This is a genomic window from Paraburkholderia fungorum, from assembly GCF_900099835.1.
GTDB lineage: Bacteria > Pseudomonadota > Gammaproteobacteria > Burkholderiales > Burkholderiaceae > Paraburkholderia > Paraburkholderia fungorum_A.
The window spans coordinates 1,277,567-1,300,716 of the sequence record NZ_FNKP01000001.1; the positions used below are offsets into that span (position 1 = coordinate 1,277,567).

Sequence of the window (23,150 nt, forward strand, 5' to 3'; positions counted from 1 at the left end):
CGCTGCCAGTAATTGTCCCTGCCACGCTTACGGTGCAATCGGGGAGCACGACTTTATTGCGGGACCTGCAGGCGTAAGATCAAACCCGGTCTCACTGCAAGGCCCGCCGTTAATTGTCTCTTCCCGCTCAATTCGACGCGGACTTCGTTGCCTCTGTTATTGGGGATGAGTGTGAATGCGTTGATTGGGACGGACGCGAGTGGTGCGGTTCACAAAATCTTTCCATTCGGGTCAAACTCATCAAGATCTGCCGCCGCCTTCATCCGGTCGATAGATCTCGCCGCCAGCGTTAGTTCTTGTCGCGCAGCGGCCAATTTATTTCCGCTCATACGTCTCTCGGTGATCACGAACACGCAAACGTCAGTTCCGCCTCTTGCGGCGTCCACCCCCGGACGCCGTGCGTCTGCATGTTTATCTGATGCATCTGCTTACCTTGGCCGGTGCAGTATTCGTCCGCGCGCTTCAGGCTAGTCGCTTTGATCTCTCCCCACGGAGTCATGCCTCCGCGGACTTGCGTCGTGACGGTGTAGCGCCCGTCGCCGGCCGGCGTCACGTCAGTGATGGTCGTGCATGCTGTGAGTATAGTCAGGCTCGCGAGAGCCATTTTTGTTTTCATGGTGGTCCTTCGAATTGCTCGACTCCGAGGGCAAGCCTCCCCCTGGATGCGTTAAGCGCTTTGCGGCGTGCCGCCCCTTATTTACGCTTCTCGTAGTGATCGTGTGTGCGCGGGTTGCTGTAGTGGCCGCCCTTGTGCGATGAGCCATGACCGCCGGCATAGTGCCCACCTCGGGCATAAGCGACTGTAGAAGTCACGCAGGCGATAGCGATAAATGCGGCGATGATTTTTTTCATTGGTCTCTCAGCGTTGTTATTTATATGCGTTATTCTTCGGCCGACGCTGACAAAACTTTAGCGGGCGAATTACAAACTCCTCGCGCGCATTACAACTGTCTCGATTCCGCGGGGGAAACGTCGCGCTCCCGGGCATTGCCTATCAAGTTATCAAGTTTCCGATCGCGCTGACGATAAGCCTCGACATGACCCAATTTTTCTCCAACGGCGTAGCCGAGAGCGTGGGCTACGGCATCGCAACCGAAATAGCGACCGTCGCGGCCGACCTTCAAACCGATTCGAAGCGGATGATCGGAGCAGGAATTCCTGATTTGCCTTCGATGGGTCGGTGAGACACCAACCTGGTCATCACTAGCTGGAGTGCTGGAGGTTTCGGGAAATTCTCCGGCAACGACTCATTGTCCAGCCCCGCGGTTCGTGGGTGCAAGCCAACGGAAAGATGAGAGCGACTTTCCATTGAACCGGCACTCAGCCTGTGCGGATACAACGGTCGAATTGCGCTGATCTTCCATCTTGCCGCTCACGGTAACAGTGCTTCCGTCCGGCGATGTCTCGATGTGCGTTACAGACACCAGCGCCGGCTCAGCATGCGCCTGCATTGTCTGCTCACACTGGTCAGTATTCTTCTCGGCCACTGTCGCGCAGCCGCTGACCAAGGCGGCAACGAACGTCGCAGCGATTACCATAGTGCCGGGCCTTCTCATTTCTGATCCTTTCAATTTGTACGGGTTTTCGTGATTACGCCGAATTCTGGCGCTGAGATGATGCCTCAGTGCAGCGGCCAGTGCCACGGGTAGTAAGCCTGAGCAATGCGTGTGGACGGGGAATTTTTCGCTATCGCCCGTCGCTCACAACCCGAAGTCAGGAAGGAATGAGAGCTGAAATCTCAGGATGGACGATGCCGGTGATATTTGAACCGCGCCTCTGCCGGCTGGGCGTTCGAAGACTGACCCTTGACGTTTCCGAGGCAGCCGTCGTAGTTGGTTTCCGGAGGGCGCCAGATTGTTAATCGATGGGCGCCGTTAGGCATCACCTCGAGATACAGCCTCTTGCCGTCGGCGAGGCGATATGTTTTTTCCGCTGGCTTCGCCTTGCGGATTTAGAGCTCATTTAGCGGGGCGATCTGCTTGGGCATCGTTTGGGAGCATCGGAAGGATGGCCGCACCGATGCCACCAAGAAGTTTGGTTTGTATTGGACAACCTTGGCAACGACGACAGCAAAAAGCCCCGCAGCGCAAGGCATACGGGGCTTTTCTGGGCAAACTTGGGAGAGGCTGGGAAGGTAGTTGGTCCCCCTGACAGGAATCGAACCTGTATCTAGCGCTTAGGAGGCACTTGTTCTATCCATTGAACTACAGGGAGATGGACCAAACCGGAACAATCACCGCATCCCGACGCGAGACAAAGACTGCGAGGACGGGCAACTCCGGATTCACCAGCGAGCGCAGAGTATATCAAACGAGCCTGAGCGCGAGGAGGGCCGGAAAGTCCTGCGCCCACTACTCGCAACCATCGCCCAAAAAACAAACGGCCCAGAGGCTTGCACCTGCTGGACCGTACCGACCGACCTCCGCGACACGCCATTCACCCGGCGCGCCCGTTCAAGTCAAGCCAGATCAGAACTCCACGACGGCAAATTCCGCCTTGCCCACGTCGCACAACGGGCAGCGCCAGTCTTCCGGAATCGCGGCGAAGCGCGTGCCCGGTGCAATGCCTTCTTCGGGCAAGCCTTCTTCCTCGTTGTAGATCCAGCCGCAAATCAGGCAGACCCAGCTCTTATATTCAATCAAATCAATTACATCGCTCACGGCGTACTCTTCTCTAGTCAATGCATGGCCCGCATAATCTGCCCCTTTTTTGGGCAACGCGGCAACCCGCAATATTACCGGAATTTGTCAATTCGACCGCAAACTGCCGATGCGGCACCGCCGCAACGCGTCCTCGACAACTCCGACCCACTGGACGAATCTCGCCATACACACCGTGTATGCTTTGATCCGCAGCTATTGGTTGGACAGGCGCGGGCCGCGCCTGGCATGCATTGCGACCATCGGTCCCAGGCAGCGGCAAGGTCGGCGGCCGAACCGGTCCGCGCATGACTTTCGTTTCCCAAAGGAGAAAAACGATGTTTAAAAACAAATGGTTGGCTAGCGCAGCATTGGCCGGACTGCTCGCCGTCTCAGGCGTGGCGCAGGCGGCAGGCGTGTCTTTTGTGCAGCCGGCAGACGGTGCAACGGTCAGCAATCCGGTACACGTCGTGTTCGCGGTCGAGGGCATGAAAGTCGCGCCGGCCGGAACAGTGACGGAAGGCACGGGCCATCATCATCTGCTGATCGACGGTAAGGGCTTGCCCAAGGGCGAGGTCATTCCCGTTAGTGACAAATCGCTGCACTTCGGCAAGGGTCAGACCGAAACGGATCTGACGCTGCCGCCGGGCGACCACACGCTGACGCTGCAATTCGGCGACGGCGCGCATCGGTCGTATGGTCCCGAAATGAGCAAGACCATCACGGTGCACGTGAAGTAAATCGCCGGATTCAACGGCCGGGCGGGTGCAAACGCCGGCTGGCTGTGCTTTGCGTCAAGACAGACAAAGCCGCTGTCGCGCTGATTGCGCGGCCGGTTCACGCTTCTCAAGCCGGCCGTCGGCCTATATCTTCCGGCAGACAGGCACCCGGGCGCGCGCCCGGTACAATGAGCAGTTCCGATTCATCGCTGTCTTCTGCCAATTTCTCCATGTCGCTTTACACCATTACCGGGGCCCAACTGGCGTTCGGTCACGTCGCGTTGCTCGATCACGCGGATTTTTCTCTCGAAGCGGGCGAACGCGTCGGGCTGATCGGCCGCAACGGCGCGGGCAAGTCGTCGCTGCTGACGATCGTCGCCGATCTGGCGAAGCCCGACGACGGCCTCGTCACGCGTCAGCAGAATCTGACCACGGTCTACGTACCGCAGGAGCCGGAGTTCGATAAGGACGACACCGTGTTCGACGCGGTCGCCGCCGGTCTGACGCACGCCCGTGCTTTGCTGGACGAATTCGACGTGGTTGCCAACCAGCTCGCGGACGAGCCGGAAGGCGCGGAACACGACGCGCTGATGTCGCGCATGAACACGCTGCAATCGTCGCTGGACGCCGCAGATGCGTGGAACTGGAGCACCCGCGTGGCCACCACGCTGCAGCAGATCGGCCTGAATGGCGAATTGCGCGTCGGCTCGCTGTCGGGCGGCATGCAAAAGCGCGTGGCGCTGGCGCGCGCGCTGGTCGTGCAGCCCGACGTGCTGCTGCTCGACGAGCCGACCAACCACCTCGATTTCGACGGCATCCGCTGGCTCGAAGAATTGCTGGTGTCGCTGCGTACCGGCCTGCTGTTCATTACCCACGACCGCGCGTTTCTCGACCGCGTCGCCACGCGCATCGTCGAACTGGATCGCGGACGTTTGCTGTCGTATCCGGGAAATTTCTCGGCGTACCAGGAGCGCAAGGCGCAGCAACTGGAAATCGAGCGCGTCGAAAACGACAAGGCCGACAAGCTGCTCGCGCAGGAAGAAGTGTGGATTCGCAAGGGCGTCGAAGCGCGCCGCACGCGCAGCGTCGGCCGTATTGCGCGGCTCGTGGAGATGCGCAATCAGCGCGCCGAACGCCGTAACGTGCAGGGCAACGTCAAGCTCGACGTCGGTCAGGGCGAGAAGTCGGGCAAGATCGTCGCCGAGTTGACCGATGTCACCAAACGCTACGGTTCGCGCACGGTGGTCGACAACTTCACCGCCACGGTCATGCGCGGCGACAAGATCGGCTTCGTCGGTCCGAACGGCGCGGGTAAAACCACGCTGCTCAAGATGATCCTCGGCGAACTTCCGCCGGACGAAGGCACGGTGCGCGTCGGCACCAATCTGCAAGTCGCTTATTTCGACCAGATGCGCGCGCAGCTCGATCTGGAAAAGAGCCTCGCGGACACGATCAGCCCCGGCAGCGAATGGGTCGAAGTCAACGGCCAGAAGAAGCACGTGATGAGCTATCTCGGCGACTTCCTGTTTGCGCCGGAACGCGCGCGTTCGCCGGTCAAGTCGCTGTCGGGCGGCGAGCGTAACCGTCTGCTGCTCGCACGTCTGTTCGCGCGTCCGGCCAACGTGCTGGTGCTCGACGAACCGACCAACGACCTCGACATTCCCACGCTCGAACTGCTCGAAGAACTGCTCACCGAATACGACGGCACGGTTCTGCTGGTCAGCCACGACCGCGCGTTTCTGGATAACGTCGCGACGTCGGTGATCGCGTCGGAAGGCGAGGGCAAGTGGCGCGAGTACGTCGGCGGCTTCACCGACTGGCAGATTCAGCGCGACCGCTCGCAGAAAATGGCGGTGGAAGCGCAGAAGGAAGCCAATAAGGAAGCGGTCAAAGAGTCGGCGCCCGCCAAGGATGCTGGAGCAGGCCGCAATGTGCAGCGCGGCGCGAAGCTGTCGTTCAAGGAGCAGCGCGAACTGGAGGCTCTGCCCGGGCAAATCGCTGCGCTGGAATCCGAGCAGAAAACTATTGGTGCTCAACTCGAGGACGGTTCGGTTTTCGCCAAAGACCCGAAGGAAGGCACGCGGCTGACCGAACGCTACGCCGCGATCGACGAAGAGCTGCTGATCGCGCTGGAACGTTGGGACGAGCTGGAAAAGCGGCGCAAGTGATGTAGACGGCGCGTGGGTGGCCCTGCGCGCGAATCGAGTGGCGAAGGTGGGTTGTAGGCAGAGTGGTGTTGGCGCGGCCCGATTGCAGGTTTGCAGTCGGCGCTGCGAAAGCTGACGCAGTGTGCTGGCGTCGTAGCAGGCATCTGGTTGGTGCAGAGACGCGCGAGCACAGCAGCGGCAGTTGAACAGCGGGCGAACGACGGCACGCGGCTGCGAGGCCACTCAGCGAAATCCGGCAAAGGTCTACGCCCCTAAAAACGGCAATGCGAAAGAGCAAGGGGCAACAACACGCACGTTGCAAGCGTAGCGACACGCCCCGCAAGACAGCGCCGAAAGACCGCACAACCTTTGCCGTCAAACCCGTATCCGAAATCGCAAATCAAGCCGCCCGGAGCGCCATTCGACCCACCGGGCCTTATCCAAACGGCTAATTCCGCGCATCGTCAATTGCCGCCTGATTCGAAATCAGTAAAATACCCCGCGAACAGGCTTCCCCGGCGTTCGCACCGATTGTCGGCATTCGACGATTGCCGCTCGGCCCGAGTCGACGTTGAACGGGCGCACACCGGTTCCACTTCGCCGTCGAGCGCGCCAACGGGAAGCCGCGCGACAAACAGTTTGCCCGCACTGCGGGCACTCCACCTAACCCCGTTGTTTCGTTTCGCTTTTTTTGAAAACTCAACGCATTGTCCACGGACTTATGAACAGGACCTGTGGACAACGATGAACCGACGCACCCGAGTCAACCATGTCTACGAAAAAGCCAAACGCCGCGTATAGCGAAGCGTCGATCAAGGTGTTGAAGGGCCTCGAGCCGGTCAAGCAACGGCCCGGGATGTACACCCGCACCGAAAATCCGCTGCACATCATTCAGGAAGTCATCGACAACGCGTCGGACGAGGCCCTCGGCGGCCACGGCCGGCAAATTACCGTCACGCTGCACGCCGACCATTCGGTCTCGGTCGAAGACGACGGCCGTGGCATTCCGTTCGGCCTGCATCCCGAAGAGGGCGTGCCGGTCGTCGAAATCGTTTTCACGCGCCTGCATGCAGGCGGCAAGTTCGATAAAGCCGCCGGCGGTGCCTACACGTTCTCGGGCGGCCTGCACGGCGTCGGCGTGTCGGTCACCAACGCGCTGTCCACTCGCCTCGACGTCACCGTGTGGCGCGACGGCAAAGTGGCCGCGCTGAGCTTTGCCAATGGCGACGTCGCCAAAGAACTCGAAGTTCGCGCCGCCGCGAAGGGCGAAAAGAAATCCGGCACGCGCGTCACCGCGTGGGCCAATCCAAAATATTTCGACTCGCCGAATCTGCCGCTCGGCGAACTGCAACGTCTGCTGCGCTCGAAAGCGGTGCTGTTGCCGGGCGTCGAAGTCACGCTCATCAACGAGAAAACCGGCGAGCAGCAAAGCTGGAAATACGAAGACGGTCTGCGCGGCTATCTGCTCGAAGGCATGAACGGCAGCGATCTGCTGATCCCGCTGTTCGAGGGTGAGCGTTACGCGGAAAGCTCGCGTTCGAGCGAAGAAACCTTCGCCGAAGGTGAGGGCGCGGCATGGGTTGTCGCGTGGAGCGAGGAAGGCACGCTGATGCGCGAGTCGTACGTGAACCTGATTCCGACGCCTGCGGGCGGCACGCACGAATCCGGTTTGCGCGACGGTCTGTTCCAGGCGGTCAAGAGCTTCGTCGAGTTGCACAACCTGCAGCCGAAGGGCGTGAAACTGCTCGCCGAAGACGTGTTCGCGCGCGTGTCGTTCGTGCTGTCGGCGAAGGTGCTCGATCCGCAGTTTCAAGGGCAGATCAAGGAGCGTCTGAATAGCCGCGACGCGGTCAAGCTGGTGTCGTCGTTCGCGCGTCCGGCGCTGGAGTTGTGGCTGAATCAGCACGTCGAGCACGGCAAGAAACTGGCTGACCTCGTCATCAAGCAGGCGCAGGCGCGCACGCGCGCCGGGCAGAAGGTCGAGAAGCGCAAGAGTTCGGGCGTGGCCGTGTTGCCGGGCAAGCTGACCGATTGCGAATCGACGGAAATCGGCCGCAACGAACTGTTCCTCGTCGAGGGCGACTCGGCGGGCGGCTCCGCGAAAATGGGCCGCGACAAGGAATATCAGGCGATCCTGCCGCTGCGCGGCAAGGTGCTGAACACGTGGGAAACCGAGCGCGACCGGCTGTTTGCGAACAACGAAGTGCACGACATTTCGGTGGCGATCGGCGTCGATCCGCATAGCCCGGACGACAAGGTCGATCTGTCGAATCTGCGCTACGGCAAGATCTGCATTCTGTCGGACGCGGACGTCGACGGCTCGCACATTCAGGTGCTGCTGCTCACGCTGTTCTTCAAACACTTCCCGCAACTGATCGAGCGTGGGCATGTGTGCGTCGCGCGTCCGCCGCTGTTCCGCGTCGATGCGCCCGCGCGCGGCAAGAAGCCCGCGCAGAAGCTCTACGCACTCGACGAAGGCGAACTCGAAGCGATCCTCGACAAGCTGCGCAAGGACGGCGTGCGCGACACGCAATGGTCGATCAGCCGCTTCAAGGGCCTCGGCGAAATGAGCGCGGAACAACTGTGGGACACGACGATGAACCCCGACACGCGCCGTCTGCAACCGGTCGCGCTGGGCGATCTCGACTACGACGCGACGGTCGCGCGCATGACGATGCTGATGGGCAAGGGCGAAGCGGCGTCGCGGCGTAGCTGGCTCGAAGAAAAGGGCAACGAAGTGGAAGCGGATATCTGAGCGTGGTTTTTTAGCGGGCCTCGAAGCCCGCTCCCCGCACTCAAATTCAAACCAGACTTCAAGCCAAACACGGATACGGAATCTAGATGGACGACGATAACTCTCTCGACCTTTTCAACGAGCCACCGCCCCCGGAAGGCGACTTCCTGACGCTCGGCAACTACGCGGAACGCGCGTACCTCGAATACGCGGTCAGCGTGGTCAAGGGCCGCGCGTTGCCGGACGTGTGCGACGGCCAGAAGCCGGTGCAGCGCCGCATCCTGTTCGCGATGAACGAGATGGGCCTCGCCGACAACGCGAAGCCGGTCAAGTCGGCGCGCGTGGTCGGCGACGTGCTCGGTAAATATCACCCGCACGGCGACCAGTCGGCGTACGACGCACTGGTGCGTCTCGCGCAAGACTTTTCGATGCGCTATCCGCTGATCGACGGCCAGGGCAATTTCGGCTCGCGCGACGGCGACGGCGCGGCGGCGATGCGGTACACGGAAGCGCGTCTCACGCCGATCGCAAAACTGCTGCTCGATGAAATCAACCAGGGCACGGTCGATTTCATGCCGAACTACGACGGCTCGTTCGAGGAGCCGAAGACGCTGCCCGCGCGTCTGCCGTTCGTTTTGCTGAACGGCGCATCGGGTATCGCGGTGGGCCTGGCGACGGAAATCCCGTCGCACAATCTGCGCGAAGTCGCGGCTGCGGCGGTTGCGTTGATCCGCAATCCGAAGCTGTCGCACGCGGAGTTGATGCAGTTCGTACCGGGTCCGGATTTCCCGGGCGGCGGTCAGATCATTTCGAGCGAAGCGGAAATCTCGGCGGCGTACGAAGCCGGTCGTGGCAGCCTGAAGGTGCGTGCGCGCTGGAAAATCGAAGACCTCGCGCGTGGCCAGTGGCAACTGGTGATCACCGAATTGCCGCCGAACACGGCCGCGCAGAAGGTGCTCGAAGAAATCGAAGAGCAGACCAATCCGAAGATCAAGCTCGGCAAGAAGACGCTCACGCCCGAACAGTTGCAGACCAAGCAGACCATGCTCGGTCTGCTCGACGCCGTGCGCGACGAGTCCGGCAAGGACGCGCCGGTGCGCCTCGTGTTCGAGCCGAAGTCGAGCCGTATCGATCAGACCGAGTTTGTGACCTCGCTGCTCGCGCATACGAGCCTGGAGTCGAACGCATCGCTGAACATGGTGATGGTCGGCGGCGATGGGCGGCCGCGTCAGAAGGGCTTGAGCGAGATCCTCAACGAGTGGATCGCGTTCCGCTTCGCGACGGTCACGCGTCGCACGCGTCATCGTCTGTCGAAGGTGGACGACCGGATTCATATTCTCGAAGGGCGGATGATCGTCTTTTTGAATATCGACGAAGTCATCCGCATCATTCGCGAATCCGACGAACCGAAGGTTGCGTTGATGGCCGCGTTCGGTTTGTCCGATCGTCAGGCCGAGGACATTCTCGAGATCCGCTTGCGTCAATTGGCGCGGCTCGAAAAGATCAAGATCGAGAAGGAACTGTCCGAACTGCGCGACGAAAAGGCCAAGCTCGAAGACCTGCTCGGCAGCGAGTCGGCGATGAAGCGTCTGCTCATCAAGGAAATCGAAGGCGATGCGAAACAATATGGCGACGAGCGCCGTACGCTGATCCAGCAGGAAAAGCGCGCAACGTTCGAAGCGCGCGTGGTCGACGAACCGGTCACGGTGGTGGTGTCGCAGAAGGGCTGGGTACGCGCGTTGAAGGGCCACGGTCTGGATACGGCGGGCTTCACGTTCAAGGCTGGCGACGGGCTGTACGCGGCATTCCAGTGCCGTACGCCGGACACGCTGGTCGCGTGGGGCAGCAACGGGCGGGTCTATTCGGTCGCGGTGGCGTTGCTGCCGGGCGGTCGCGGCGACGGCGTGCCGGTCACGTCGCTGATCGAACTGGAGTCGGGCAGCCACCTGATGCATTACTACGCAGCGTCCGCCGATCAGGCGTTGCTGCTGGCGTCGAGCAACGGCTTCGGCTTTATCGCGAAGGTTGGCGATATGGTCAGCCGCGTGAAGGCGGGCAAGTCCTTCATGACGATCGACGCCGGCGCCGCGCCGCTCGCGCCGATGCCGATGCTGCCGGACGCGACGCAAATTGCATGTCTGTCGTCGGGCGGACGTCTGCTGGTGTTCGGTCTCGACGAGATGAAGACGCTGTCGGGCGGCGGACGCGGCGTCACGCTCATGGCGCTCGACGACAACGAAACGCTCGCGCAGGCACTGGCTATCAATCAGGCGGGCGTCGTGTTGATCGGCACGCGTCGCGGTGGTCGCGTGGACGAAGAGAAGCTCACCAGCGCCGCGCTCGCGCCGCATGTCGGCAAGCGTGCACGCAAGGGGCGTACGCCGGAGAGCAAGATGAAGCTCGACGGGATGCGTCCGGTCCTGGCGAATTGACAAAGCCTGACGTGAAGCACGGCGGGCGTCTGCTAGCATGCGGGGCGCTTGCCGGGCTGATGGTTTTGGGGCAAAGGTCATTGCCATTGCCGTTATCTTTGCTATTACGCTGCATCGGCATGCAACAAAAAGCGTGTAGAAAATACGGGGAGCAGCGCTGCAACATCGGGGCGCGCTGCAATAACAATTAAAGAATCCACTGGAAAGCCATGGGCACCCGGAACTGCCGGCACAGCGCGCGGTCGAACGCGCTCAAAGCCGCTGTTAATATCAATCGTCCCAAGCGGTTGTGGTGTCGTCGGGAGAGGAAAACAAAATGAATAAAGCTATCGAACTCGCGCTCTTTCTCCATCTGCTCGCGGTTGCAGTGTGGGTAGGTGGGATGATCTTCGCGCACTTCTGTCTGCGCCCGGCGATTGCCGATCTCTCGCCGCAATTACGCCTGCCTTTGTGGGAATCAGTGTTTGGGCGCTTCTTCAACTGGGTTGCCGCCGCGGTTCTGATTATCCTGTTGAGCGGCGGTTTCCTGCTGATGCAATTCGGCGGCGGTCACGCCACCTGGCCCCTGCATGCAATGGCCGGCCTCGGCATCGTGATGATGCTGATTTTCGGGCACATCCGTTTCGCCGTTTTCCCGCGTATTCGCCGCGCAGTGCAGGCGCAAAAGTGGCCGGACGGTGCGCAGGCGGTTGGCACGATCCGGCGTCTGGTGCTGATCAATATCGTGCTCGGCGTGGTGACGATCGGCGTCGCAGTGCTGTCGCGTGGGTTCTGAGATTTATGTTTGAATCGGCGCGCTGTTTTGCTCAAGGCAGCGTGCCGAACGTGAACCACAAACCGCACACCACGGCGACCGTCGCATAGACCGCGTACACCGGCACCTTCAGTTTCGCGAAGCACATGCCGGAGAACAGCGCGGTCACCAGATAGACCGGTTTGAAGGGCACGTGTGCGGCAATCCGCAACACGGCCACGGCGAGAAACGCGGTCGTGACCGCGCGCAAAATCCGCATGCCGTGCTCGAAGCGCGGATTCGTCTTCAACTGATGCAGATGCCGTTGCGCCAGTACGACCAGGCAGCCCGACGGCACGAATAACGCGAGCGTTGCAATCAGCGCGCCCACCCAACCGTCCACCAGATAGCCGAAGAACGGCACCACATTCAACAGCGGTCCCGGCGATAGCGGCGACAGCGAAAACGCCAGCGTGAAGTCGTTATCCGATACGCCGATTGCCGGCGTGACGAATAGCGTCTTCAGCACCGGCAGCGCTGAAAATCCGCCGCCGAACAATGTCATGCCGGCTCCCGCGAGACGCGGCCACAGCAACGCGAGGTCATAGCGATGCGGCAGCGGCAGCGCGAACACTATCAACAACATGCACAGCGCCGCGAGCATCTGCCAGTCGCCGCGTTTGAGCGACACGACAAGGCGTGCATGGCGAATCGGACTGACCACCCAGCCCGCGCCGAATGCAGCGCCGAGCATCGCGACATAAGCGGCCGGACTGCGCGCATAGAAAAGCGCCACGCAACCGAGCAGCGCGGCGAGCCATTCGAGTTTGCCGCGCACCAGCGTGCGCGTCTGCTTGTACCAGGTGACGGCAATCAACGTGGCCAGCACGACGCTGAAGTGATTGAGCAATGTTTGCGATGCGGCGGCGCGCACGAGTGGCGTGCGGTAGAAGATCGCGAACAGCGTCATCAACGTGAAAAAGGGCAGCACGCTCGCAATGCCCGCGACCCACGCGCCGGCGCGTCCGCGCAGCGCGTGCCCGAGCTGCACGGCGACGTTGCATCCGACCGGGCCGGGCACCATCCATGCAAGCGCGATCAGATCCGAGAACGCGACGCGCGACAGGCGTCCCTCGCGTTCGACATAGTGGTGTTCGAGTTGCGCCATCAGCGCAAGGCCGCCCCACGACAACGCGGACAAACCGAGCACGACGCGAAATAGCGTCCATAGCGGCTCCCGTTCACCTCGTTTCGCGGCATCCTGGCTCGTGATCGTCTGCATGGCGTCACGGGAGCCCGGCACGCGGGCGGCCCGCCCTTTGGGATCATCGTCGTGTGACGCAAGATGGTCGCATCGCTGGCGGCCGGCGTCACGCTGTCAACCTTACAGCGTGAATGTAGCCGGTTTTATGACGCAGCGGTACAGAACGAAAATGACCGAAAAGAGAGGCTGGGTGCTCAGCTATTGGTGCTGGATACGCTGCTCGTATTGTCGGTTTCCTGGGCGGCCGACTGGCCAGTCATCCCGCATACACCGAAGCGTTCGAGCAGTGCCGGAATCGCCTCGACCGGGACCGGACGAGAGAAAAGGAAACCTTGCGCCTCGATATGGCCGAGCGCGGCGAGCCACGCAATCTGCTCTTCGGTTTCGGTGCCTTCGACCACCACCGTGAGCCCGAGCGAGCGCGCCAGATTGACGATTGCCGTCACCATCACGCAGACGCTGCGGTCGCCGGGAATCGCCTGGACGAACGAACGGTCCACCTTCAGCGTATCGACCGAAAAGCGGTTCAGATAGGACAGCGACGAATAGCCGGTACCGAAATCGTCGAGCGCGATTCGCACGCCGAGGCGTTTCAGCGCGAAGATTTTCTCGGAGACGAGTTCCGGGTATTCCATCATCGCCGTCTCGGTGATTTCGAGTTCCAGGCGGCGCGCGGAGATGCCGGTTTCCTCGATGGCGCGCGACACGGTCGAATACAGGTCGCCGCGCCAGAACTGCACCGCCGAAATATTCACCGCCAGCGACAGCGTGTCGTAGCCCTGCTGCTGCCACAGCGCAAGTTGCTGACACGCGGTCTCGATCACGAAGTCGCCGATCGGCACGATCAGCCCGGTCGATTCGGCAACCGGAATGAACTCGTTCGCCGGAATTAACCCGTGTTGCGGATGATTCCATCTGGCCAGCGCTTCGAAGCCGGTAATGCAACGACGCGTCAAATCGATCTTCGGCTGATACGCGAGAAACAGTTGCCCTTCGTTGAGCGCGACACGCAATTGCTGCTCCCAACGCATCAGATGATCCGCTCGGTGCGACAGTTGCGGTGAATAGAACTGGTAGCAGTTCTTGCCCGCGTCTTTCGCGCTGTACATCGCGAGGTCGGCCTTTTTCAGCAGGTCGATTTCGCTTTCGTTCGCGACCGAGTAGAGCGCGATGCCGATACTCGCATGCAGCACGAACGAACTGCCGCGTACTTCGAATGCGGTGGCGAAGGCTTCCGCCGCCGCTTCGGCCAGCGTGACCGCGCGCTTCTCGACGTCGTCGCCTTTGATCACGACGACGAACTCGTCGCCGCCGATGCGACTCAACGCGCCTTGCTCGCCGACCGCGCTGGCGAGCCGGGACGCGGTCATTTGCAGCACGATGTCACCGGCGTTGTGGCCGAGCGTGTCGTTGACGGTCTTGAAGTTGTCGAGGTCGATAAAGAGGATCGCGAGGCGGCCCAGGTTGGCCGGTTGCGCCACGTCGTGCCGCAGCGTTTGCAGCGTCGCGTAACGGTTGCGCAAGCCCGTGAGCAGATCGTATTCGACCAGGTGCGTCATCTCGCGCTCGCGGCCGAGCAGCTTGCCGATCAAACCCGTGGCGACCGCGAAGAAGCTCAGCATGGCGAGTGAGATGAAACCCGCCATCAGCAGATAGACGTCGCGCGTGTGGTTGTAGTCGGCGAATTCTTCGGCTTGCGAAAGACCCACCAGCACGCCGAGCGGATAACCGTCGATATGCCGGTACGACACGATACGCGTGACGTTGTCGATCGAATCGACGTAGGTGCCCGACACGTGTTCCGAGGTCGGATAGGTGCCGCTCGCCGTGAACACGCCGTTCGCGCTTTCGGCGCCGCCGGTGCGCCGCGCGAGCACGGTGCCGTTGTCCGAGATCACCGCGATGACGCCGTCATGGCCGATCGCCGCGTTGTTGTAGAAGTCGCTGGTGAAATAGCTGGGGTCTTCGGACACCACCACGACGCCCGCGAACGAGCCGTCCGGGTGATTCAGACGACGCGTCATCTGCAAGGTCCAGTGGCCGGAAATGCGGCCGAGCACGGGCTTGCTGATATACAACTGATCGTCGTTCTCGTGCTCGTGGACCTTGAAGTGCTCGCGGTCGGACAGATCGATATGTTTCGGATTGAGGTCGGTCGTGTTGGAGATCAGCGTGCCGTGTTCGTCGATCAGCGATACCTGCACCAGCGTCTCGCTTTGCACGACGCCTTTTTCGACCGTGCTCGCGAGATCGAAATGATCCGGCGTTTTCTCGAACTCGTATTTGACGAAGCGGGTGATCTGGTCGACCTGGTGAATCGCCTTGATCGTGTGCTGCTCCAGCGCCGCAGAAAGAATGGCAGAAGACGCCATTGCTTCACGATAAGTGGCTTCTTTTTCGACCGACAGACGCGCGAAGATCACGGTCCAAAGCAGGATCAGGACCAGTACGCCGAGCGCGGGAATGACAAGCAAAGCTCGTCTGCGCGATACGGCCGGATCGCGGCGAGGTTTGGCTTCGCGCTGCTCGGAGAAGCGTGATTGACTCATCGGGAGGCCCGTGCCTGGGTGCCGGCCGGTTGCAAACGCGCTAGCAACGACTGCGCTGGTTTCATGGATGGCTGCATCGTGACCGGGGTGCCGGAACTGCTGAGCAGGAGGAGTGGCGCCGTGGCTGACCGTCCATAGGTCATAGGGTACGTTTCGATCTTACTTAATGACACTGGATTAAGGAAGCGTCCGCGCATCGGGTATACGCGGGCGCAACAAACCATCCCGTTCGGCTGGGTTCACAACAGCGCGACAGGTCTTGATGCGGCAAACCCGACAGTCGTTTCAAGTGTTTCATCGGTTCAGTGTTAAGGGGTGCCAGGTCTGTCGCGGGTCTCTTGCAATGCGCGACGCATCAATTGTCAATTGTTAAAACGCAATGTTGAAACGCGGGGCCGATACGATTCAGGCTGTCTCGCTTACGGCAGCCGTATCGTGCCGTCGACAATCGTTACCGACGCGCCGCCGATCCACGTTTTGTCGCGTGCGTCGTCGTAATGCACGGAAACCTGGCCCGCGCGTCCGAGTGCCGTTCCCTGACGCGCGGTGTAGTGCGTGCCGGGGCGTCGCTGTTGCATGCTCAGAAGGCCGGCGAGCGCAGCGTTGGCACTGCCGGTAACGGGGTCTTCACCAATACCGAAGCCGCCGCCCGCCATCAGGCAACGCACTTCGAAAGTCGCGGGGCCGTCGGCGTCGTGCGGGCCGTAGACGGCGAGCCCGTGGGTGTCGACGGAGTGAACGATGTCGGCGAGCGCCGCGGAATCGGGGTCGAGTGCGAGGCAATCGCGCGCGGAATTGACGCGCACGACGAGCCACGGTGCACCATTGTCGACCGCGCAGGGCTGTGCGCTGAAGTCGATTGCGTCGCTACGTAAAGCCTTAGACAGCGCCGCATAACGATCTTCGGCCAACGGCGTGACTCGCGCAGGCGGCGCGGCGAAGGCCCATGCGTGATTCGCGGCATCGGCGGAATCGGTGAGCGCTTCCAGTTCAATGAGACCTTTCGCGCATTGCTGCACCAGCTTGCCTGCCTGCTTCGGCTGATACCCGCTTTCGAGCAACGCATGCGCTGTGCCCAGCGTCGGATGACCCGCGAAAGGCAATTCACCGTGCGTCGTGAAAATGCGTACGCGATAGTCGGCGGCCGGATCGGTCGGCTTCAACAGAAAGGTCGTCTCGGACAAATTGGTCCAATGCGCGATGGCTTGCATCTGTTCGGCATCGAGCGAGTCGGCGTCGAATACGACGGCGAGCGGATTGCCCTTGAAGGGCACCGACGTGAACACGTCGACCTGTTTGAAGCGAACGATGTGGGCGGGCATGGCGCGGTCCAGCGAATCAGACGGTGAATAGATTCGCGGATTCTATCTGCTGGGACGTGAACAGACCACCTCGTCACAAAAGCAAAACGCGTCGCGGGTGACTGGCACCGCGCGACGCGTTCTGAAGGATTGCCGGGCAAGCCGTCAGCTTATGCTGGCCGCATTGCCTTCGTGGCTTTCATTAGGCGAACTTCTGATCCCGTTTCTGACTCGACTTAAGCGACTTCCGCGATCATCTCAATTTCGACGCACGCGCCGAGCGGAATCTGCGCGACGCCGAATGCCGAGCGAGCGTGCTTGCCTTGCTCGCCGAACACATCGGCAACCAGTTCGGACGCGCCGTTGGTGACCAGATGCTGCTCGGTGAAGTCCGGTGTCGAGTTGACGAGGCTCATCAGCTTGACGATGCGCGTGACGCGGTTCAGGTCGCCCACATGCGCGTGCAGCGTGGCGAGCAGGTCGATGGCGATGGAGCGTGCCGCGACTTTGCCTTCTTCGGTAGTCAGCGTGGCGCCGAGCTTGCCGGCCCAGACCTTGCCGTCTTTCTTCGCGATGTGGCCCGACAGGTACACCGTGTTGCCGCTTTGCGCGCTCATCACATACGCGGCTGCCGGCGCACCGGCGACGGGCAGTTCGATGCCCAGTTCCTTGAGCTTGTCGTAAACGTTCGTGTTAGCCATGTTGCGTCCTTGATCGGTAAAGGGTTCGTTCGGTTTGGTTCGGGCGAAGGGCGATGCTTAAGCGTGTAAAAACACGCTTAAACCTTCGCGCGGATCAGCGCGGCGATACGCGACACGCCTTCGTCGATCTTCGCCGGGGGCACCGTGACGAACGACAGGCGCAGCGTGTTGTTCTGCGCTTTATCGGCGAAGAAAGGCGCGCCCGGCACGAACGCGACATTCTGCGCGACGGCTTCTTCGAGCAGCTTCATGGTGTCGATCTGCGCGGGCAGCGTGACCCAGATGAACATGCCTCCTTCCGGCCGGTTCCAGCTCACGCCTTCGGGCATATAGCGTTCGAGCGACGCCAGCATTGCCTGGCATTGATCGCGGTACAACTCGCGGATGGTCGGCACGTGCGTGTCGAGGAAGCCGTCCTTGATCACTTCGTGCACGATGCGCTGCGTGAAGCTCGGCGTGTGCAGATCGGTGGCCTGCTTGGCCTGCACGAGTTTGAAGATCAATTCTTCCGGCGCGATGATGAAACCCACGCGCAAGCCGGGCGCCAGCACCTTCGAGAACGAGCCGAGGTAGACGATATGATCCGGCGCCATCGACAGCATCGTCGGCAGCGGTTCGCCCGCGTAGTCGAGCGCGCCGTACGGATCGTCTTCGATCACCGGGAACGGTGCGGTCTTCGCGAATTCGGCGAGCGCCATGCGGCGTTCGAGCGGCAGACGGCGGCCGGTCGGATTCTGGAAGTTCGGCTGCGAGTACAGGAGGCGCGCGTCGGCGGTCAGTTCGGGCGTCAATGCCGACGGGATCAGACCTTGTTCGTCGGTGGCCACCTGCACGTACTTCGGCTCGTACATCGAGAACGATTGCAGCGCGCCGAGGTAGGTCGGCGTTTCGACCAGCACCGGGCTGTCCGGGTTGACCAGCACCTTGCCGAGCAGGTCGAGCGCCTGTTGCGAACCGGTGGTGATCAGCACTTGGGTCGGGCGAATCTGCGCACCATTGACCGAATAGCGCTGCGCAATCCACTCGCGCAGCGGCGCATAGCCTTCGGTTGCGCTGTATTGCAGCGCTGCGGCGGGCGTGTCGCGCAGGATGCGGTCGGCGGCTTCGCGCATGCGTTCAGCGGGGAAGGTGGCCGGTGAGGGCAGGCCGCCCGCGAACGAAATGACTTCGGGCCGTTCCGTGACCTTCAGAATCTCGCGAATCGCGGAGCTGGTGAGTTTGCGTGCGCGTTCGGAAAATTGCCACGTGGGGGCTTTCAAGTCGCTTTGGTCCATGCTCTCCTCTGCTGGTATCTCTGGAACCGGTCAAAACTGCAATTATCGCGCGAGTTGACGACCCGCGCGCGCTGTCTTATTTGAGGGTCCGTAGACCTTCGGGTGTTTCGAATTCGGCGACGAGCGCTGGAGCGCCGTCGGTGGGCTGCAAATCGAGCAGGTGAGCGGCGCCGAGCCACTCGAGTTGCATCCCGATCAGGTCGGCTTGCGGATGCGAGCCTTTCAATGCTTTCAGCGCAATGCCCGTTTCCGGCAATGCCGTCGACGGATGCCGCAGCGAGTCCCACTGGATCAGCGAAGGCAGGATTCCGTCGCCGGCGCCTTGCCACGCGGGGAAAGCGCCGTCTTCCGGGACCGATAGGCCCCAGGTGAAATCGCCACGCGTCATCGGCACGACCGGCGCAATGCGCTGCGGATACTGCGTTTGCCACGTCGTCAGCTGCTTCGGCCGCTCGACCCGCGCGACCCAATGCGACAGGTACGGTCCTCGTTCCAGCCTGGCGTGCGTTGCCGGGTCGTCCAGCGCGAACAGGCGGGGACGGGGTTGGTCCGCCTTAGTCGCGCCATTTGCCGCGCCGGTTGACGACGAAGCCTCCGGATCGATCGCGATCACTTCCAGATACACGCCGCCCCACAGATTCAGCAGGCGGTTGTGGGTGCGCATCAGCGGATGCGCGCCACCGCCCGCCGGGGCGACGCCAAGCGTATCGGCGACGTACTGCGTGCCCTCATCGAGGGTGCGGGCGGAAACCACGAGGTGATCGAGGCGAAGCAGATGAGCGGTCATGACGGAGCGAGGAAACGGTTTTCTGCGGAAATCCGGTGCGCGCCAGATGTAGCGGCAGCGCTGCCGGGGCCGTAAGCATAACCGTTTGCCGGATCGGCGGGCCATGCGGATGGCATTGATCCGGGTTTGCCGGATCGTTCGCGGGAGCCCAAACCGTTGTCCGGCCGGCATTTCCGCTGCATTGCCATCCTCTGTTGTCTCAAATGTAGCGGCGCGGACCTGCACAGTAACGGTACAATCGATTCGATACTATTCGGTACAGTTGGAGTCACGCCATGTCCGTCTCGCTTGCCCAGATTCCTGTTCCGCACGACACCACCTCGATGACGCTGGTCGAGCAACTCGTCCAGTGGGCGCGTCGCCGTATCGAGGAGCGCGTGTTCCGCCCCGGCATGCGCATGCCATCGATCCGCAAGCTCGCGCTCGACAAGCACGTGTCGCGTTTCACGGTGGTCGAGGCGTATGAGCGGCTGGTCGCGCAAGGCTATCTGGAGTCGCGGCGCGGTTCCGGGTTTTATGTGCGCGAGCGGCTGGGCGGCTCGCCGGTGACGGAAATCCCGCGCGCGCCCGAGGCGGCGCCCGCGCCGACCACGATCGACGTCGTCTGGCTGCTGCGCAACATGCTGTACACCGGCGCGCGTCCCGAGCGCAGTCCGGGGCTGGGTTATCTGCCGCCGCGCTGGCTCGATGGCGATCTGATCACCAACGCGCTGCGCACGCTGGGACGGCAAAGCGGCGCGCAGATGCTCGGCATCGGCACGCCGCAAGGCTTTTTGCCGCTGCGCCAGCAATTGCAGACGCGGCTCGAAGAACTGGAAATCGGCGCATCGCCCGATCAGATCGTGATGGTGTCCGGCATCACGCAGGCCATCGATCTGATCTCGCGCATTTACGTGAAATCGGGCGACGCGGTGATCGTCGGCGATCCGGCGTGGTTCCAGATGTTCGGCCGTTTCGCGTCGCAAGGCGCGCGGCTGGTCGGCATGCCGTACACGCCCGACGGCCCGGACCTCGACGCGCTCGAATCGCTGGTGCAGACGTGGCGGCCGAAAATGCTGGTGATCAATTCGGTGCTGCAGAACCCGACCGGCACGTCGCTGACGGCAGCTCAGGCGTTTCGAATCCTGCGCCTTGCCGAGGCGTACGACTTCATCGTCGTCGAGGACGATATTTATGGCGACCTTTGTCCGCCGAGCGCACCCGGCACGCGTCTCGCAAGTCTCGACCAGCTCAAGCGCGTGATCTACCTCGGCAGCTTTTCAAAGACACTCGCGCCGAACCTGCGGGTCGGCTTCATCGCGGCCGCGCCCGAGGTGGCCACCGAGGTCAGCAATCAGAAGATGCTGGTCGGCATGACGAGCCCGGAACTCAACGAGCGCGTGCTGTACAAGATCCTGACCGAAGGGCATTACCGGCGGCATGTGGAGCGGGTGCGCGCACGGCTCGACAGCGTGCGGGAAAAATCGATCCGCATGCTGGAAAAGACCGGCATGAAGCTCTTCATGACGCCGACAGCCGGCATGTTTTTGTGGGCCGATACCGGCGTCGACGCTGGCGCGCTGGCGGCAGCCGGTCACGAAGCCGGCTTCCTGCTGACGCCCGGCAGCCTGTTCTCGCCGCAACAATCGCCGACCACGTGGATGCGCTTCAACATCGCAAACTGCGGCGACCCTGAACTGGCGGCGTTTCTGAGCCGCTATATCGACAACGTCATCCGTCGCGCCTCTTGAAAACGTGTTGGATTGTCCCCAGTTAGGCGAACAATCCGGCGGCCCCGCGTGCTTTAGCGGCCGGCCAGCCGGCGGCGGGGCAGTCCGGCCGCCGCTGTCCGGCATGCGCGGTTGCGCAATCGCGTGCGGACAGCCAGCATCGAACGGCGCCTGAACACCACGCCTGACCTGAACCCTATTTGCAACAGAGAGGAAGTCCGACCATGGCACAAGAAACCATGAGCTTTCAGGCAGAAGTTAAGCAACTTCTGCAACTGATGATCCATTCGCTGTACAGCAACAAGGAAATTTTCCTGCGTGAGCTGATTTCCAACGCCTCCGACGCGGCCGACAAGCTGCGTTTCGAAGCGATCGAAAATAGCGCGCTGTACGAGAATGATCCGAATCTGCGGATTCGCGTGTCGTACGACAAGGCCGCGCGCACCATCACGCTCGACGACAACGGCATCGGCATGAGCCGAGACGAAGCGATCGCGAACCTCGGCACGATCGCGCGCTCGGGCACCAAGGAATTCTTCGGCAAGCTCTCCGGCGACCAGCAGAAAGACGCAGCGCTGATCGGCCAGTTCGGCGTGGGCTTCTATTCGGGCTTTATCGTCGCCGACAAGATCACCGTCGAAACGCGCCGTGCCGGTTTGCCGGCCTCGGAAGGCGTGCGCTGGGAAAGCGCGGGTGAGGGCGACTTCGCGGTCGAGCAGATCGAGCGCGCCGCGCGCGGTACGACCATCACGCTGCACTTGCGCGCGGATGAGGATGAACTGCTGTCGTCGCATCGGCTGAAGTCGATTATTCAGAAGTACTCGGACCACGTCGCATTGCCGATCCTGATGCAAAAGGAAGAGTGGGACGCGGAAAAGAGCGAGATGGTCACGAAGGACGAAGACGAGACCGTCAACCAGGCCAGCGCGCTGTGGACCCGTTCGAAGAACGACATCACCGAAGAACAGTACAAGCAGTTCTATCAGCATCTCGCGCACGATCATCAGGACCCGCTCACGTGGACGCATAACCGCGTCGAAGGCCGCAGCGAGTACACGCAACTGCTGTACGTGCCGACTCACGCTCCGTTCGACTTGTGGAACCGCGATCATCGCGGCGGCCTGAAGCTGTACGTGAAGCGTGTGTTCATCATGGACGACGCCGAGCAATTGCTGCCCACGTACCTGCGTTTCGTGAAGGGCGTGGTCGATTCGAGCGATCTGCCGCTGAACGTATCGCGTGAAATTTTGCAGGAAAGCCGCGACGTCAAGGCGATTCGCGAAGGCGTGACCAAGCGTTCGTTGTCGATGCTGGAGGAACTGGCGAACTCGGATAACGATGCCGACAAGGCGAAGTACGCCGGTTTCTGGACGGAATTCGGCCAGGTGCTGAAGGAAGGCATCGGCGAAGATCACGCCAATCGCGAGCGGATTGCGAAGCTGGTGCGCTTTGCGTCGACGCATACTGAGACGCCGGAGCAGAGCGTGTCGCTGGCCGACTACGTCGCGCGGATGAAGCCCGAGCAGTCGAAAATCTACTACGTCACCGCCGACACATGGCAGGCCGCGACCCACAGCCCGCATCTCGAAGTGTTCCGCAAGAAGGGCGTGGAAGTGCTGCTGCTGACCGATCGCGTCGACGAGTGGATGCTGTCGTTCCTGAACGAATTCGACGGCAAGCCGCTGCAAAGCGTGGCGCGCGGCGACCTCGATCTCGGCGCGTTGAACGACGAGGAAAAGCAGGCGCAGGAAAAGGTCGGTGAAGAGTTCAAGCCGCTCGTCGAAAAGATGAAGGAAGCGCTGAAGGACAAGGCCAAGGACGTGCGTCTCACGTTCCGTCTGACCGATTCGCCGTCGTGTCTCGTCGCCGACGACAACGAAATGAGCGGCTACCTGCAGCGCATGCTGAAGGCTGCGGGTCAGCAGGCGCCGTCGGCCCACCCGATTCTCGAAGTGAATCCGGAACACGCGCTGTTGAAGGGCTTGCACACGGATAGCGCGAACTTCGACGACTGGTGTCACCTGCTGTTCGATCAGGCTTTGCTTGCCGAAGGCGGCGCGCTGGAAGATCCGGCGAGCTTCGTGAAGCGCACGAACGCGTTGTTGCTGGCACGTGCGGGTTGAGTACCTGAGTGTTTGAGTGAGAGCGGGCGTCGCCGTAG

Annotated in this window: 17 protein-coding genes and 1 tRNA gene; 8 read left to right on the plus strand and 10 right to left on the minus strand. The window is 61.7% G+C overall.

Annotation, left to right across the window (positions count from 1 at the left end):
* Positions 1-343: 343 nt before the first annotated feature.
* On the minus strand, positions 344-616 hold the full coding sequence (locus BLS41_RS05665; RefSeq protein ID WP_074763407.1) for a hypothetical protein: 273 nt from the start codon (positions 614-616) through the stop codon (positions 344-346).
* 77 nt (positions 617-693) lie between these two features.
* Positions 694-852, minus strand: coding sequence for a hypothetical protein (locus tag BLS41_RS38915; protein WP_171910198.1), 159 nt, complete (start codon positions 850-852; stop codon positions 694-696).
* A 185-nt stretch (positions 853-1,037) separates the two neighbouring features.
* Here BLS41_RS38915 and BLS41_RS38920 point away from each other — a divergent pair, with 185 nt between their 5' ends.
* Positions 1,038-1,184, plus strand: a complete 147-nt coding sequence (locus BLS41_RS38920; protein WP_171910199.1) for a hypothetical protein — start codon at positions 1,038-1,040, stop codon at positions 1,182-1,184.
* Between the two features lie 955 nt (positions 1,185-2,139).
* On the opposite strand, the gene BLS41_RS05675 is transcribed toward BLS41_RS38920, so the two are convergent.
* Positions 2,140-2,214, minus strand: a tRNA-Arg gene (locus BLS41_RS05675).
* Between the two features lie 254 nt (positions 2,215-2,468).
* Positions 2,469-2,660, minus strand: coding sequence for a rubredoxin (locus BLS41_RS05680; protein ID WP_074763409.1), 192 nt, complete (start codon positions 2,658-2,660; stop codon positions 2,469-2,471).
* Positions 2,661-2,977: 317 nt separating this feature from the next.
* Here BLS41_RS05680 and BLS41_RS05685 point away from each other — a divergent pair, with 317 nt between their 5' ends.
* The 5 genes from BLS41_RS05685 to BLS41_RS05705 all read left to right on the plus strand — a co-directional run bounded on the left by BLS41_RS05685 (position 2,978) and on the right by BLS41_RS05705 (position 11,446).
* Entirely contained in the window at positions 2,978-3,379 is a 402-nt protein-coding gene (locus tag BLS41_RS05685) for a DUF4399 domain-containing protein (RefSeq protein WP_074763410.1), read from the plus strand.
* A 209-nt stretch (positions 3,380-3,588) separates the two neighbouring features.
* Positions 3,589-5,526 carry an ATP-binding cassette domain-containing protein gene (locus BLS41_RS05690; protein WP_074763411.1) on the plus strand — a complete coding sequence of 646 codons (1,938 nt, stop codon included), beginning with the start codon at positions 3,589-3,591 and terminating at the stop codon, positions 5,524-5,526.
* Between the two features lie 748 nt (positions 5,527-6,274).
* Positions 6,275-8,260, plus strand: coding sequence for a DNA topoisomerase IV subunit B (gene parE, locus BLS41_RS05695; protein ID WP_074763412.1), 1,986 nt, complete (start codon positions 6,275-6,277; stop codon positions 8,258-8,260).
* An 86-nt stretch (positions 8,261-8,346) separates the two neighbouring features.
* A complete protein-coding gene (gene parC, locus BLS41_RS05700) occupies positions 8,347-10,671 on the plus strand; it encodes a DNA topoisomerase IV subunit A (RefSeq protein ID WP_074763413.1) in 2,325 nt (774 codons plus the stop codon).
* Positions 10,672-10,987: 316 nt separating this feature from the next.
* Entirely contained in the window at positions 10,988-11,446 is a 459-nt protein-coding gene (locus BLS41_RS05705; protein ID WP_074763414.1) for a CopD family protein, read from the plus strand.
* Positions 11,447-11,477: 31 nt separating this feature from the next.
* Here the strand turns inward: BLS41_RS05705 and BLS41_RS05710 are convergent, their stop codons facing one another.
* The 6 genes from BLS41_RS05710 to BLS41_RS05735 all read right to left on the minus strand — a co-directional run bounded on the left by BLS41_RS05710 (position 11,478) and on the right by BLS41_RS05735 (position 19,280).
* Positions 11,478-12,686 carry a chromate transporter gene (locus tag BLS41_RS05710; protein WP_074763415.1) on the minus strand — a complete coding sequence of 403 codons (1,209 nt, stop codon included), beginning with the start codon at positions 12,684-12,686 and terminating at the stop codon, positions 11,478-11,480.
* Between the two features lie 176 nt (positions 12,687-12,862).
* On the minus strand, positions 12,863-15,217 hold the full coding sequence (locus BLS41_RS05715; protein WP_074763416.1) for a bifunctional diguanylate cyclase/phosphodiesterase: 2,355 nt from the start codon (positions 15,215-15,217) through the stop codon (positions 12,863-12,865).
* A 419-nt stretch (positions 15,218-15,636) separates the two neighbouring features.
* A complete protein-coding gene (locus tag BLS41_RS05720) occupies positions 15,637-16,539 on the minus strand; it encodes a PhzF family phenazine biosynthesis protein (protein ID WP_074763417.1) in 903 nt (300 codons plus the stop codon).
* Between the two features lie 215 nt (positions 16,540-16,754).
* Positions 16,755-17,219: a RidA family protein gene (locus tag BLS41_RS05725; protein WP_074763418.1), complete on the minus strand. Its 465-nt coding sequence runs from the start codon at positions 17,217-17,219 to the stop codon at positions 16,755-16,757.
* Between the two features lie 77 nt (positions 17,220-17,296).
* Positions 17,297-18,493, minus strand: a complete 1,197-nt coding sequence (locus BLS41_RS05730; protein ID WP_074763419.1) for an aminotransferase-like domain-containing protein — start codon at positions 18,491-18,493, stop codon at positions 17,297-17,299.
* A 76-nt stretch (positions 18,494-18,569) separates the two neighbouring features.
* A complete protein-coding gene (locus tag BLS41_RS05735; RefSeq protein ID WP_074763420.1) occupies positions 18,570-19,280 on the minus strand; it encodes a VOC family protein in 711 nt (236 codons plus the stop codon).
* Between the two features lie 275 nt (positions 19,281-19,555).
* Here BLS41_RS05735 and BLS41_RS05740 point away from each other — a divergent pair, with 275 nt between their 5' ends.
* Positions 19,556-21,010 carry an aminotransferase-like domain-containing protein gene (locus BLS41_RS05740; protein ID WP_074763421.1) on the plus strand — a complete coding sequence of 485 codons (1,455 nt, stop codon included), beginning with the start codon at positions 19,556-19,558 and terminating at the stop codon, positions 21,008-21,010.
* 203 nt (positions 21,011-21,213) lie between these two features.
* The gene (htpG, locus tag BLS41_RS05745) at positions 21,214-23,112 is read left to right on the plus strand and encodes a molecular chaperone HtpG (protein ID WP_074763422.1); all 1,899 of its coding nucleotides are present in this window, start codon (positions 21,214-21,216) and stop codon (positions 23,110-23,112) included.
* Positions 23,113-23,150: the final 38 nt, after the last annotated feature.